Origin of the sequence: Polynucleobacter sp. AM-25C3 (genome assembly GCF_018882335.1) — a bacterium.
Classification (GTDB): domain Bacteria; phylum Pseudomonadota; class Gammaproteobacteria; order Burkholderiales; family Burkholderiaceae; genus Polynucleobacter.
Genome location: NZ_JACVOS010000002.1, coordinates 55,174 through 69,514, shown reverse-complemented (window position 1 = coordinate 69,514; position 14,341 = coordinate 55,174). Strand labels below are relative to the sequence as shown.

Here is a 14,341-nt window from a genome sequence, read left to right as displayed (position 1 = left end):
CCCCATCCCAGATGCCCGCACCACCATGGAGTTCATGGGAAAAGTGGCTCCAGTCCCCTCCAGGGCGCTATGTCCTTGCTTGGGAGCAAAAATGCTTCAATCAAATCGTGGCCGATGTCTTTGGTTTTTATGCTGTGCAAATTGGTTTGCCACAAATCAATACCTTGGCAGAAAACCGCATGCCATTGCATGCCCTATTAATTCATTCCAATGACCGTCAAAAGGATGCCCAGAGATTTAACTGGCACCAAATTGAAGGCAATTCAAATGAACTACCCTTTGCCTCGGAAACGATTGATTTATTGGTGCTGCCACATGTCTTGGAATTTGCGGCCGACCCCCATCAAATTTTGCGAGAAGCTGAGCGCGTTCTTCGTCCTGAGGGTCGCTTGATTATTTCGGGTTTTAACCCAGCTAGCCTTTGGGGTATGCGCCAATATCTCAGTAGATTGATTGGCAGTCCGTATTTGCCGAGAGATGGGCAATTTATTGGTCTTCTCAGAATTAAAGACTGGCTACAGCTTCTGAACTTTTCTCTGGATCGCGGGCACTTTGGTTGCTACAAACTCCCACTTAGCGGAGAGTCGGGCATGGCCAGAATGGATTTCATGGAGCCTGCAGGCAATCGCTGGTGGCCTATTTTTGGGGCTGTTTTCTTGGTTTCGGCCATTAAACGTCAACAAGGTATTCGCCTCATAGGGCAGGTTCAGGGCCTGCGTATCCCGGCCATTACCCAATTAAGTCCAGCGGCTGAAAGCCGACAGAATTTGGCAAACAGCCAAGACCAAGTAAATTAACGCCATGCCTCACACTAAAACACTCCCCCATATCGTCATTTATACCGATGGCGCCTGCAAAGGCAATCCCGGTCCTGGCGGCTGGGGCGCCGTCCTTCGCTCGGGCGGTCATGAAAAGCATTTGCATGGGGGTGCCAAGCACACCACCAATAACCGGATGGAGATCAGCGCGGTTATACATGCGCTGCGAGCCCTCAAACAAACCAGCTCTGTAGAGCTCTGGACTGACTCGCAGTATGTTCAAAAAGGGGTAACTGAGTGGCTGGAGGGCTGGAAAAAAAGAGGCTGGAAGACTGCCAGCAAGGATCCCGTCAAAAATGCCGATTTATGGCAAGAATTAGACGCCTTAATCCCAGACCACAAGATCTCTTGGCATTGGGTGCGCGGGCACAACGGCCATCCCGGAAATGAGCTTGCTGACCTCCTGGCAAACAAGGGTGTCGAGGAATTTCTGCCCTAAGCCTGAGGGATGCCTTCAAGCCCGTATTTAGCGGTCTTATGAGAGAATGAACGCATTCAAAGCTGGTACAGAATTCACCGCTAAACCCATATAAAACCAAGAAAAACGCCGAGACCGTGTCAAAAATTGAATCTGCACTCGATAAAGCAGTCGCCAAGTTACCCTTACTTAAAAATTCGGTAAAGACTCGCTTATGCGCTCTATGGCGAAAAGCTTCTCCATATTTAGATAGGCTCAAGAAATTAGACTACCCCACTGCTAAAGCATTCACCATCAAATACAAGTGGCGGATTTTGTTGGTGCTGGTCGTTTTGTACGCCGGATCCAAAGCAGTTGAATACTTCTTCCCTGCTAGCAGTAAAGCAGGTGGTCCACAAACCATCACCAGTGTCCTTGTGGAGAAGAAAGATATTCCTTTAATTATTGAGGCTACTGGCACGATCATCTCCAGCAGTATTGTGGATATCAGGCCAATGACTACCAATACGGTCAAAACCATCCACATCAAAGATGGGCAAGAAGTCAAAGAAGGTGAACTCCTGTTTACCCTTGATGATCGCAACGATCGCGCTAACTACGAAAAATTAAAAGCCTTGGCAGATGATGCCCAGAAACAATACTTACGCGCCAAAGAATTGGTCGCCAAGAACTTTATTTCTAAAGCAGGTCTAGAAACCTCCTTAGCCAATGCCAAATCGGCACAAGCGGCGGCTCGTTCAGCAGAGGTTCAGCTCTCCTACGACTCCATCCGCTCCCCTATTGCAGGTCGAGCTGGCATCATCAACGTCTTCCCAGGATCACTGGTGCAAGCCAGCAACGTAGTCACTACTGCCACCAGCTCTACAGCAACTTCTAGCGTTGGATCGATGGTGACTATTACCCAGTTAAATCCCATCAATGTTCAGTTTGTTGTACCTGAGAAAGACATCCCTTTATTGATGGAAGGTAAGCAGGCAGACTCACCGCTCAAGGTAAAGGTGAGCGTTGGCAATGACGCCAAAGCGGTTTATGAAGGCGAAGTGCTTGTCATTGATAACCAGGTGGATCCCAGCATTGCAGCAGTGCGTGTGCGCGCTCAAATACCAAATGAGAAGATGGCCTTGTTACCTGGTCAATTTGCCCGAGTCTCATTAAATGCAAATACCCTTAAAGATGCTATTGCAGTACCATCGGAAGCAATCGTTATCAGCCCTAAAGGGCGCCTGATCTATGTTGTAGATAAGGATGACAAGGTGCAAGCAAAACCCATCAAAGTGATCTATGAGTATCAGGGCACTTCCGTAATAAGCGACATTGAATCCGGCTCTCGCGTTGTTGTTGAGGGTAAGCAAAACTTGCGGCCTGGCGGCAAGATCCGGGAAGCAAAGCAACAAACTTCTGCGTCCGCTCCAGCTAAAGCAGCGGCTCCGGCCCCCGAGAAAAAATGACGCTTTCTGAGCTATGTATTAGACGGCCCGTCATGACGGTACTGCTGTCCATTGCAACAGTAGTTGCCGGCACTGTTGCTTATTTTAAGATTCCCGTTGCTGCACTTCCCAGCTTTAATACGCCAATTATTTCTGTCAGCGCCAGCTTGCCTGGAGCTGCCCCAGAAAACATGGCGTCTTCTGTGGCACTTCCACTAGAAAAAGAATTCTCCACGATTGATGGCATTAAGGTTATTAGCTCGACCAACACCCTAGGCTCGACTAACATCACCCTAGAGTTCACAAATGATCGGGATATTGATAAGGCAGCTGTTGATGTTCAAGCCGCCCTCTTGCGTGCCCAGAGACGACTCCCAATTGAAATGACGGTACCGCCGTCCTACCGCAAGATTAATCCTGCAGATACAGCAGTACTCGTGATTCGCATGAGTTCACCGTCCATGAGTCTGTCTGAGATTAATGCGTATGCAGAAAACTTATTGGCACCCTCACTATCGACCATCACTGGTGTATCGCAAGTCTTGGTATATGGCGCTAAACGCTATGCTGTTCGCGTCAGCGTGCGCCCAGATGCTTTGGGAAATCGCAATATCACCATGGAAGAGTTGGCGCTCGCAATTAATAAGGCCAATACGAATAGTCCGGTAGGTACCTTGGATGGGCCACGCCAACTCATCACGATTTACGCCAACCCTCAGCTAGTCAAAGCAGATGAGTTTGGCAACCTGGTCATTGCCCAACGTAATGGCCTACCCGTCTATCTCAGAGATGTAGCGGATGTGCAAGAAAGCTTTGAGGATGTAAAGACTTTTGCTACTGCAGGTGGTGAACGCTCAATCGCGATTGGCATCATGCGCCAGCCTAATGCCAATACCGTTGATGTTGTAGCAGCAGTTAAAAAATTACTCCCAACATTTAAAGAGCAAATGCCAGCATCGATTCAGCTGACATTAATCAATGACCGATCCCTATCGATCGTTGAGGCGATTCATGATGTTAATTTAACGTTAGCTCTCACCATCCTTTTGGTAGTCTTAGTTATCTTCTTGTTTCTCAAGCGCCTTTCCGCAACACTCATCCCCTCAGTGAGTTTGCCCATCTCACTGATTGGCGCCTTCTTCTTGCTCTACTTTTTAGGCTACAGCTTAGATAACATCTCCCTCTTGGGAATTACCCTTGCCGTCGGCCTGGTGGTGGACGATGCTATCGTGGTGCTTGAAAACATCATGCGCTACATCGAGCAAGGCATGGACCCCCTCAAAGCTTCCCTCAAAGGCAGCAAAGAGGTTGGCTTCACGATTATCTCCATTTCGATCTCTTTGGTTGCGGTGTTCATTCCCCTCTTCTTTATGGCGGGCCCAATTGGCCTTCTCTTTAGAGAGTTTGCAGTGGTAGTGTCACTCTCTATTTTGGTATCAGCAGTTGTCTCGCTTACCGTGGTGCCATTGCTATGTAGCCGCTTTTTGCCCAAGCCTGGCGATCATCCAAAAGAATATGCCATCACGAAAAAGTTCGATCGCGTATTTGATTACACTCTAAAAACCTATATTCATTACTTGGATCTGGCATTGGCCAATCGCAAGAAAGTGTTGTGGGGTGCCGTTGCTTCCTTCTTCGTCACGATTGCTCTTTTTGCCTACAGCCCAAAAGGCTTTTTTCCAGAAGAGGATATTGGTCAAATCACGGCAACCACCGAGGCTGCAGAAGATACTTCCTTTAAGTCTATGCTCGAACTTCAAGATCGAGCAGCGGAGATCGTCAATAACGATCCCAATGTAGCCACTTCGATCTCCATTTTGGGTGGCGGTCAAAGCGCCGGAAGAAATACGGGTCGCTTCTTCATCATTCTCAAACCTAAGGGCGACCGCGAAAAAATGGCTAAGGTCATTGAGGGCTTGCGAATTAAGTTCAAAGAGATCCCAGGGCTACAGGTATACATGCGACCCGTTCAAAATTTACAACTCGGTGGCCGCAGTAGTAAGAGTCGCTATCAATTTACTTTGCAGAGCGTTGGCTTTGAAGGTGTGAATGAGTGGGCTGAAAAGTTAACTCAAAAAATGCGTGCTGATCCGATCTTCCGCGATGTGACCAGCGACTCTCAGCTCAAGGGCCTGAATGTCAAAATCGAGATTAATCGCGAACAAGCTGCTAGTGCCGGCGTCACGATTGCTGACATACGTAACGCCCTCTACAACTCCTTTGGCGAGCGCCAGGTATCCACCATCTACACACCGGTTAATACCTATTACGTCATTCTAGAAACCGCTGAAAATGACCGTCAGTTTGAAACGGATTTAAATAAAGTCTATGTCCGAGGTCGCGCTACGGATAAATTAATACCCCTATCGAGTCTGGCAAGCTTTGTGCGCACGATTGGCCCTACTGCAGTAAACCATCAAGGGCAAATTCCGGCGGTAACGATTTCATTTAACTTGGCTCCAGATATTTTCTTGGGGAATGCCACTAAAGCCATTGATGGCTTTGTAAAAGAAGTAGGTTTGCCTCCGTCAATTATTACCAGCTATGGTGGTGATGCTGCCGTGTTTAAAGACAATCAGTCAGGGCAAATTATTTTGATCTTGGCAGCCTTAGGCGTCATTTATATTTTGCTGGGAGTGCTCTATGAGAGCTATATCCACCCCCTCACTATTTTGGCCGGCCTTCCTTCTGCTGCGATTGGCGCAATCTTATCCTTACGGATCTTCGGCTTTGAATTAACCATTGTTGCGTCAATTGGCATCCTATTACTCATTGGTATCGTCAAAAAGAATGCAATTTTGATGATCGACTTTGCTTTGGATGCGCAACGCAAACAAGGCCTGTCACCAGAGAAGGCTATCCGCGAGGCTTGTATCTTGCGCTTCCGCCCCATCATGATGACAACCATCGCAGCGCTTATGGGCGCCTTACCGATCGCCTTTGGTTTGGGCGCTGGCGCTGAGCTGCGCCAACCATTAGGCATTAGCGTAGCAGGCGGTTTAATCTTCTCGCAATTTGTGACCCTCATCATTACTCCTGTGATCTACCTGTATTTAGATAAATATGCAGGTACTGGTCCCATGGAAATCCCCCCATCCGTATTGGAAGGCACCTAATGCGTCAAGTTATTCTCGATACCGAAACCACTGGTCTTAATCCTGCTACGGGCGATCGTATTATTGAAATCGGTTGCGTTGAAATGGTGGGGCGCCGCCTCACTGATCGCACCTTTCATTACTACATTAATCCTGAGCGAGATATTGATGCGGGGGCTTTTGCAGTTCACGGCCTCTCTCGTGAATTTTTGTCAGACAAACCCGTCTTTGCCAATATCGTTGAAGAGTTGATTGAATTCGTTGACGGTGCTGAGGTGGTGATTCATAACGCAGCGTTTGACTTGGGCTTCTTGGATAACGAGTTTACTTTACTAAAGCGCCCCGCTTTTAGGGGTCTTGCTTCAAAAATTACCGACACCCTCTTAGATGCGCGTCAAATGTTCCCGGGCAAGCGCAATTCTCTTGATGCACTCTGCGAACGATTTGCAATCAGCAATCAGCATCGTACCTTGCACGGCGCTTTACTCGATGCCCAGTTATTAGCTGAAGTTTATGTAGCTATGACGCGCGGGCAAGAAGACTTATCAATAGATCTGATTGACTACACAGTTGGCACTGATGCTTCTGGGCAAATGAAAGCCTTGCCAACGAATCTCAAGCTCGTGACAGCAAGCGATGAAGACTGCCAGTTACATGAAAAGATTTTGGCTGAGATTGCTAAGGCCAGCAAAAAGGACCCCGTATGGAGTCCTTCTAGTGTTACCGGTTAAGCAGGATTAATCCTTAGCTAATGGCGCGGCGGATCTCATCTGCCTTAGGCTTGGAACCTGTAACAGATTCAGTATCGTGCTCGGTTGTATTTTCAATTGTTTCAATTACCGCTTCTTGCATCCGAATATTGTCCTTGGGACAAATGGGTGCGCCGTAAGTAGCCCACTTTTTCAGTAATGTGACCTCATATCCACACTGAGCACACTTTGCTTTATTACGACTGGCATTGCTCGGTCTTGGCGGTGGAAAAACAATCGCTTGATGGGGGTAAGGACCAAGCTCTTGGCTAATCATCATTAAACGCACCATCAACTCTTCGGTGGCATGTGCCATTCTGGCGGGTCCCTCTAAACCAACAGTCTGAGCAATCCCCTTAAAGTCTTCACCGTGACCACTAAAGCAATCATCTACTGCATGACAAAGCTCATGCACCAAGGTATCTAGCAATTGAACTGGGTCATCCAACTTGGGAGATATAAAGATCTCATTGACACCACCGCCGGAGCGCTCACGTGGCCAACATTGCCCTAGCGTCGTTCTGGGACTGCTGGAGGCTGGAAAGCCACAAGATACTCTCACTGGTGGAATGGCATAACCTGCTTTGGAAAACACGGGCTCTAAATGTCTTACGGCGTCTTCTAACCAAGATTCTCTTACGGAGTGTTGCTTCATCAATTACTCATTTATGTTTTTAGTTCGGAGGCTTAATACTGGGTAAGACTCTATTATCGCTGCCCTACTTTGACATCACCAAAAATGGTTTGGGCCTCACGTGGTAAACAGCGCCAGTAGCGCTCATTGGATGGAACGGTTCCACCTAAAGCTGCAGCCGCTTCCCAAGCCCACCGTGGCTTATATAAAAATGCACGGGCCAAGGCAATTAAATCAGCGTCACCAGCCTGCAAAATATCTTCCGCTTGCTGGGGTTCGGTAATTAAACCAACTGTCATCGTCGGAATGCCAGACCGATCTTTTACGATCTTGGCAAATGGCACCTGATAGTTTGGCCCAATTGCAATTTTTTGCAGCGGAGAAATCCCGCCAGACGAAATATGCACAAAATCACATCCGAGTGGCTTCAGACGCGATGCAAAGTCCGCCGTCTCTTCAGGAGTCCAGCCGCCCTCAATCCAATCACTCGCAGAAATGCGAATGCCCAATGCCCCTTGATACGCTTCGCGTACTGCTGCAAACAGCTCCAATGGAAAACGAATACGGTTTTCATAAGAGCCGCCATATTCATCAGTACGCTGATTGGCTATCGGCGATAAAAATTGATGCAATAGATATCCATGAGCGCCATGCAATTCGACCCCATCAATACCAATCCGATCAGCACGTTGGGCTGCGGCTACGAATGCTGCAATTAAGTCTTTTAACTCAGCCTTAGACAGCTCATGCGGCAATCGCTCACCGTCTAATTGCGGAATTGCTGAAGGAGCAATCATCTCCCAGCCACCTTGCTCAGCTGCTAGTAATTGACCGCCATTCCAAGGGGTCGCACTAGACGCTTTACGACCTGCATGGGCCAGCTGAATAAACACCGGTGTAGCCGGTGCCAGCTTGCGTGCTCTAGTGAGCTTATCCTTTAAAGCAGATTCAGTGCGGTCATCCCATAATCCAAGGCAGGCAGGCGTAATGCGCCCTTCTGGCGTTACGCCAGTAGCCTCAATAATGAAAAGTCCAGCCCCGCTATTCAGAAGATTGCCCCAGTGCATCAGATGCCAATCCTGGGCTTCGCCATTGACCGCCGAGTACTGACACATGGGCGCCACCACAATGCGATTAGAGAGGGCTAAGGGGCCCTTGGGAGAGCTTAGCGTGAAGCTGGAGAATAAAAGACTCATAGAAGACCCTTTGGGGTGCTAAAAAGCATAAAAGTAGTGAAAGCTATAAAATAGAAAGAGTAGGATAAACGAGACCATAAAGTTGCGGGGGTAATGCCCCGGACAATTTTTATTACACCTAAAACTAGTAAAAAAATATTAAGCTAAATACTATGAACGCACCACAAGCCTTTGTATCAAAAGAAGATGTTGGCCACTTTGTTGGCGGTAAAGTTGTCAATCCTAAGGATGGTCGCTTTGCCGATGTGTTTAACCCCTCTACAGGAGCGCTTGCAAGACGTGTCGCCTTAGCCAGCCGCAAAGAGGTTGATGACGCGGTAGCAGTAGCCCAAACTGCATTTCAGTCCTGGAGTCAGACTCCTCCCCTGCGCCGTGCGCGCATCATGTTTAAGTATCTTGAACTCCTGAACGCTAATCGCGATGAATTGGCCGCCATGATTACCGCTGAGCACGGCAAGGTGTTTACCGATGCCCAGGGCGAAGTCACCCGCGGTATTGATATTGTTGAATTTGCTACTGGCATTCCAGAACTTCTCAAAGGTGACTACACCGAGCAAGTGTCTACCGATATTGATAACTGGGTGATGCGCCAACCTTTAGGCGTTGTTGCTGGCGTCACACCATTTAACTTCCCAGTCATGGTGCCAATGTGGATGTTCCCAATGGCTATTGCTTGCGGCAACACCTTCATTCTCAAGCCAAGTCCAACCGATCCATCGGCATCCCTGTTTATGGCCAAGCTTTTAAAAGAAGCAGGCTTGCCTGATGGCGTATTTAACGTCGTTCAAGGCGATAAAGAAGCGGTGGATGCCTTAATTGAGAACCCAGATGTCAAAGCTGTGAGCTTTGTGGGATCTACCCCGATTGCAAACTACATTTATGAGCGTTGTGCTCACTTTGGTAAGCGCTCCCAAGCATTAGGTGGCGCTAAGAACCACATGGTCATCATGCCTGATGCTGATATCGATAAAACAATTGATGCTTTGATTGGCGCAGCTTACGGCTCAGCTGGTGAGCGTTGCATGGCAATCTCTGTTGCCGTGCTGGTTGGTGATGTTGCAGAAAAAATCATGCCAAAGCTGATTGAGCGCACTAAGACTCTCAAGGTGAAAAACGGTATGGAACTCGATGCTGAAATGGGTCCTATTGTCACTAAAGCGGCTCTAGAGCGTATTACTGGCTATATTGAGAGTGGCGTAGCCTCTGGTGCCAAGTTATTAGTAGACGGTCGCGGCTTAAAGGTAGCAGGCCATGAAGATGGCTTCTTTATTGGTGGCACCCTCTTTGACGGCGTTACCCCTGATATGAAGATCTACCTAGAGGAAATCTTTGGCCCAGTACTGTCTTGCTTACGCGTGGCAAACTTTACCGACGCCCTCAATTTGGTCAATGCTTGTGAGTTTGGTAATGGCGTTGCTTGCTTTACTAGCGACGGTAACATTGCCCGTGAATTTGCGCGCCGTGTTCAAGTTGGCATGGTCGGTATTAACGTACCTATTCCAGTACCAATGGCTTGGCATGGTTTTGGCGGTTGGAAGAAATCCCTCTTTGGCGATATGCATGCCTATGGCAAAGAAGGCGTGCGCTTCTATACCAAGCAAAAGAGTGTGATGCAGCGCTGGCCTGAAAGCATTGCTAAAGGTGCAGAGTTTGTAATGCCGACTTCGAAGTAATTAGTAGTAAGCAGAAGAAATCTGCAAATAAAAATAGCGGCCTACGGGTCGCTATTTTTTTATTCTTAAGCAATAAAACTGAAAGTTGTCTCTTAAGCAGGAATGACGTAACGCCTTTCGATTGCACGGGCAAATAGCACAATCACTGACACCAAAGCCAGATAAACCAGGGCAGCTAATAAATAAGCCTTGAAGAACTGGAAGTTCGTAGCGGCCAACTCTTGTACGCGTGCAAAGAACTCGGTGTACTGAATCAAGAAGGCAACAGAGCTATCTTTGAGATTGGCAATAACCTGATTGGTAAGCGCTGGAATCGAAAGCCGAATCACCTGAGGCAAGGTAATGAGTTGAAAAATCTGCAAAGGATTAAACCCTTGCGCACTAGCTGCCTCAAGTTGACTCTTATCCAAACCATTAAATGCGGTTTTCAAATACGCTGCGTTATACGCAGCCACATTAAATGTAAAGCCAATGAAGGCAACCGTGAATGGAGAAAGTCGCACACCCCACTGAGGCAAGCCGTAATACATCAAGAACAATAAAACAATTAAGGGCATTCCAATAAAGAAGGAAATATAAGAATTGATGCCGCTGCGAACGTACTTATTTTTGCTAAGCGTGAGATAAAACACCACAATTCCTAGTAGCAACCCGGAAACACTAATCAAGCCAGCCAATTGCAGAGTGTTGACTAGCCCTGCCAAAATCATGGGCATCTGCTCTGTGAGATCCCGAATAAAGGATGGCCATCCGCCCATCAGGCTTTTACCTCAGAACCAAAGAAGGCTTTAATCTCTGGATCAGTATGCTTGCTCAGCACATCAATGCGATCATCAGCACGAATCACGCCGCGGTCCAAGAACATCACGGTATCAGCAATATTACGAGCCAAGTTTAGATCATGCGTGACGCAGATCATCGTAATGCCTTCACTGTGCAAGCGATTGATCAGATCCGCTACATCCCTAGACATGACTGGATCAAGTGCTGAGGTTGGCTCATCCAGAACTAGGACTGCTGGATCCATGGCCAGTGCACGAGCAATAGCGACCCGCTGCTTCTGCCCTCCAGAAAGCTGCGAGGGATACTTATCCTGATGGGGCGTCATCTCAAAATGGGATAACTCAAACAAGGCTTTTTCTTTAGCCTCCGCTTTACCCATCTTGTGTAGCTTGCGCAAGCCCAATGAGACGTTATCCAATACAGTGAGATGACTATACAAAGCAAACTGCTGAAACACAAAACCAATTTGCTTACGCAACTCCCTCACATCCACATTGGGGCCTAATACTTCTTTACCCCTAAAAACAATCGATCCAGAGGTGGGCTCAACTAGGCGATTGAGGCAGCGTAATAAAGTGGACTTGCCTGAGCCAGATGCGCCCATCAATACGCGGACATCACCCTCCTTCAGGTCAAGATTAATGTTAGACAAAACAGTCTGTCCATCAAACTCTTTAACCAAATCTCTCACTTGAATTAATGCCACGTACCAACCTCTTTGGATAATGAAATATTGATACTCATGCTGGACTCATTCCTGGAATTTGGTAGCGTTTACTTAACAATTGAACCCCAATCAAGCAAACCCGGTAAATCACAAAGTAAAGGATGCCAACTGCCAAATACACTTCTATTCCACGCAGGGTAGTTGAGGTCAGCGTCATGGCCTGCTTGGTGATTTCTGGAATACCCACGGTATAAGCAAATGGCGAGTATTTGAGTACTGAGGTGAACTCATTGACCATACCGGGAACCGAGAACCGCAACATTTGTGGCAGCTCGATAAATCGCAGTACCTGGACGCGAGTCATGCCCATGGCTTGGGCGGCAATCACTTCCGCTGGATCAACTGAGTTAAATGCACCCCGAAATACCTCCGCCAAATAAGCCGAGGCAACCAGACCCAAACTAAGCGCCATTGCCATTAAGGGTGGAACCTTGAACCCAATACCCGGCAAACCAAAATACACCATGAATAGCAACACAAGGACCGGCACCCCTCTAAACACATAGGTGTAGCAGTCAATTATAGGAATAAGCCAAGGGATATCAAGGCGACGCAGGCTTGCTAAGAACAAGCCCACCACTAGGCCAGTTAGTGAGCAAACCAGTGTTACTAGAACCGTATAAGAAATGCCCTGAGCTAACTGGGCAAGAATATCCAGAAAATTCACAGGGCAGGCTTTCGACTACTGTTTACGAATGCGATAACTTGATGAACTTACTTCATCCACTTATCAAGAATGGCTTTAATTTTTTCTGGGCCAAGCTCATTGAGGTATTTATCAAAGTCATCGCGCAACTTAGAGCCCTTAGCAAAAGCAAAGCCTAGCTTGTCGAAACCTTTGAATACATAACTACTCTGAATCGGTAATTTCAATTTATTTTCATAATTCAGAAATACTGGCTCTTCAATAAATGCCAAGTCTAAATTACCATTCTGTAGATCAGTGATCACTTCGGCATACGAAGGATAGAGCTTCACCTTGCTCAATGAGTAGTACCCTTTTGGCTCCAACTCATTCTTAATCAGGTCATCGTAAGCCATACCACGCGGGTAGCCAATCGAGTACTTTTTAAGTTGGTTCAAATCGGTAATTTGAATATTTTTATTTTTCATGCTGACAAGGTGCCAAGCGTTGTCATAGTACGGCTGAGAAAAATCCATCACCTCTTTACGCTTATCAGTAATTGAAATTCCTGAGAAAGCAACATCAGCCTGACCACTAGATACTGCGCCCAACATGCCGGCCCAATCATACGGCGTCACTTTAAGCGTGCAGCCACGGGATTGGCAGTAGCCTTGGAAAATATCCATATCTACACCAACGATCTGCCCTTTGTCATCGAACAACATTGGTGGAGATGCGGGTGAAACGGCAACTTTAATTTCTTTTGAATCTGGGGATTTGGAGCAAGCCACAATGGTGAGCGCTAGAACAGCGGCAAACAATGCCAGAAAAAAGCGTTTCATGGGTAATTCTCCTATCCTAATGAATGGTAATACCCAGACTCTGGGCGCCCACCAAGTATAGGGGAATTAGGGGAAAGCTGGCTACTGCAGGGTGTTTTTGAAGGCGGGCATCATGGGCATCGCCATGACCTCAATTCCCTCTTCGCGCAAAGCCTCAGCTTCGTCTAAAGTGGTTTGACCACGAATACTCCGCTCAGGAGATTCTTTATAGTGAATTTTGCGAGCCTCTTCAGCAAAGGAGTTCCCGACATCCTCGGATCGCCCCATTAACTCACGCATACCCTTTAAAAAGGCAGCTTGCACCTGAGCCTCCAGTTGAGAATGGTCACCACCAGTCAGAGCAACAACATCGCCGCTGATCGAGCCAGTAACACCACTGTTGTCGGTGCTTGCAGTATGGGTAACGGTAAGCTCTGTCGATGTAGATAGCTCTTTATTGGAGCCCGATTTAGCAATATGTGGAGCCGATGGCATACGGGTAATCTCAGTGCTATCGCAAATGGGGCACGCAAGCATTCCCTTGTCTTGCTGAGCAAGGCAATCCTCTTCAGAGGCAAACCACCCTTCAAAGCGATGATCTAGTGGGCAAGCGAGGTTGTAAACTTTCATAAGACCTATATAGGGGCAAAACTACTAAATTCAATAGCCCTATTTTAATAGGTTTATTGAATTAGCCTGTGATGGGCACAGGACTCACTAAGCCACGGCGATATCGATCCAGCCAATAGGCCGCAATCGTCGTCTTAACATCGGTAATCTCGCCCTGCTCTACCCATTCCAAAAGCTGCTCTAAAGGGGCGGCAAAGACATCCAAAAACTCTTCCTCATCCAAGTGGCTTTTCCCGGAGACCAAGCCCTCAGCCAAGTAGATATCAATAAATTCTGTCGAATAAGAGATCACTGGATGAATACGGCGAATGAAACTCCACTTACTTGCGGAGTAGCCAGTCTCCTCAGCCAGCTCACGCTGCGCGCATACCAGGTGATCCTCTTTAGGATCTAACTTCCCCGCCGGAATCTCGAGACAGGCCTTTGCAATTGGGTAGCGATATTGGCGCTCCATGAGTACCCTGCCATCATCTAAGATAGCCAAAATAGCGACTGCGCCTGGATGGGTAAGATATTCCCGAACTGCTTGATTGCCATCGGGCAGGCTAACTTGATCCCGCTTCATATTCAGAAAGATGCCGCCATAGATGTCTTCACCAGACAAGCGCTCTTCCATTAAGTGGGCATCGCCAGTTGGTAGGTCTGCAAACGATTTTTCAGTCATTACGCTTCTTTCGTATATTGAATAGCCATCTTACAAAACTCGGATGACAGAAATGAAAAAGGCTCCTATTCGGAGCCCTTC

At 47.5% G+C, this 14,341-nt stretch carries 14 protein-coding genes; 6 read left to right on the top strand and 8 right to left on the bottom strand.

Going from position 1 to position 14,341, the window contains the following annotated elements; translation table 11 throughout:
• Positions 1–11 precede the first annotated feature (11 nt).
• The 5 genes from ICN12_RS01525 (at position 12) to dnaQ (ending at position 6,489) form a co-directional block, all read left to right on the top strand.
• Positions 12–797 (top strand): class I SAM-dependent methyltransferase, encoded by a 786-nt coding sequence (locus tag ICN12_RS01525; RefSeq protein WP_255537635.1) that lies wholly within the window; start codon positions 12–14, stop codon positions 795–797.
• Positions 798–801: 4 nt separating this feature from the next.
• Positions 802–1,257 carry a ribonuclease HI gene (gene rnhA / locus ICN12_RS01520; RefSeq protein ID WP_216270323.1) on the top strand — a complete coding sequence of 152 codons (456 nt, stop codon included), beginning with the start codon at positions 802–804 and terminating at the stop codon, positions 1,255–1,257.
• Between the two features lie 116 nt (positions 1,258–1,373).
• The gene (locus tag ICN12_RS01515; RefSeq protein ID WP_216270322.1) at positions 1,374–2,684 is read left to right on the top strand and encodes an efflux RND transporter periplasmic adaptor subunit; all 1,311 of its coding nucleotides are present in this window, start codon (positions 1,374–1,376) and stop codon (positions 2,682–2,684) included.
• Entirely contained in the window at positions 2,681–5,779 is a 3,099-nt protein-coding gene (locus ICN12_RS01510) for an efflux RND transporter permease subunit (protein ID WP_216270321.1), read from the top strand. The genes ICN12_RS01515 and ICN12_RS01510 overlap by 4 nt, the downstream gene beginning before the upstream one ends.
• Positions 5,779–6,489: a DNA polymerase III subunit epsilon gene (gene dnaQ, locus ICN12_RS01505; RefSeq protein ID WP_216270320.1), complete on the top strand. Its 711-nt coding sequence runs from the start codon at positions 5,779–5,781 to the stop codon at positions 6,487–6,489. The genes ICN12_RS01510 and dnaQ overlap by 1 nt, the downstream gene beginning before the upstream one ends.
• A gap of 13 nt (positions 6,490–6,502) precedes the next feature.
• On the opposite strand, the gene ICN12_RS01500 is transcribed toward dnaQ, so the two are convergent.
• Together ICN12_RS01500 and ICN12_RS01495 are read right to left on the bottom strand one after the other, a co-directional pair.
• Positions 6,503–7,162 carry a SprT family zinc-dependent metalloprotease gene (locus tag ICN12_RS01500; protein ID WP_215334803.1) on the bottom strand — a complete coding sequence of 220 codons (660 nt, stop codon included), beginning with the start codon at positions 7,160–7,162 and terminating at the stop codon, positions 6,503–6,505.
• A 53-nt stretch (positions 7,163–7,215) separates the two neighbouring features.
• A complete protein-coding gene (locus tag ICN12_RS01495) occupies positions 7,216–8,337 on the bottom strand; it encodes an NADH:flavin oxidoreductase/NADH oxidase (protein WP_216270319.1) in 1,122 nt (373 codons plus the stop codon).
• Between the two features lie 152 nt (positions 8,338–8,489).
• On the opposite strand from ICN12_RS01495, the gene ICN12_RS01490 reads away from it, so the two are divergent.
• Positions 8,490–10,010 (top strand): CoA-acylating methylmalonate-semialdehyde dehydrogenase, encoded by a 1,521-nt coding sequence (locus tag ICN12_RS01490; RefSeq protein ID WP_216270318.1) that lies wholly within the window; start codon positions 8,490–8,492, stop codon positions 10,008–10,010.
• A gap of 92 nt (positions 10,011–10,102) precedes the next feature.
• Here the strand turns inward: ICN12_RS01490 and ICN12_RS01485 are convergent, their stop codons facing one another.
• The 6 genes from ICN12_RS01485 to ICN12_RS01460 form a co-directional block, all read right to left on the bottom strand.
• On the bottom strand, positions 10,103–10,768 hold the full coding sequence (locus tag ICN12_RS01485) for an amino acid ABC transporter permease (protein ID WP_216270317.1): 666 nt from the start codon (positions 10,766–10,768) through the stop codon (positions 10,103–10,105).
• A complete protein-coding gene (locus ICN12_RS01480; protein WP_216270316.1) occupies positions 10,768–11,499 on the bottom strand; it encodes an amino acid ABC transporter ATP-binding protein in 732 nt (243 codons plus the stop codon). The genes ICN12_RS01485 and ICN12_RS01480 overlap by 1 nt, the downstream gene beginning before the upstream one ends.
• A gap of 34 nt (positions 11,500–11,533) precedes the next feature.
• Entirely contained in the window at positions 11,534–12,187 is a 654-nt protein-coding gene (locus ICN12_RS01475) for an amino acid ABC transporter permease (RefSeq protein WP_216270315.1), read from the bottom strand.
• Between the two features lie 47 nt (positions 12,188–12,234).
• Complete coding sequence (locus tag ICN12_RS01470; protein WP_216270314.1) at positions 12,235–12,987, bottom strand: transporter substrate-binding domain-containing protein; 753 nt, start codon at positions 12,985–12,987, stop codon at positions 12,235–12,237.
• 81 nt (positions 12,988–13,068) lie between these two features.
• Positions 13,069–13,596: a DUF1178 family protein gene (locus ICN12_RS01465; RefSeq protein WP_216270313.1), complete on the bottom strand. Its 528-nt coding sequence runs from the start codon at positions 13,594–13,596 to the stop codon at positions 13,069–13,071.
• Positions 13,597–13,657: 61 nt separating this feature from the next.
• Positions 13,658–14,260, bottom strand: a complete 603-nt coding sequence (locus ICN12_RS01460) for an NUDIX domain-containing protein (protein ID WP_216270312.1) — start codon at positions 14,258–14,260, stop codon at positions 13,658–13,660.
• Positions 14,261–14,341 lie beyond the last annotated feature (81 nt).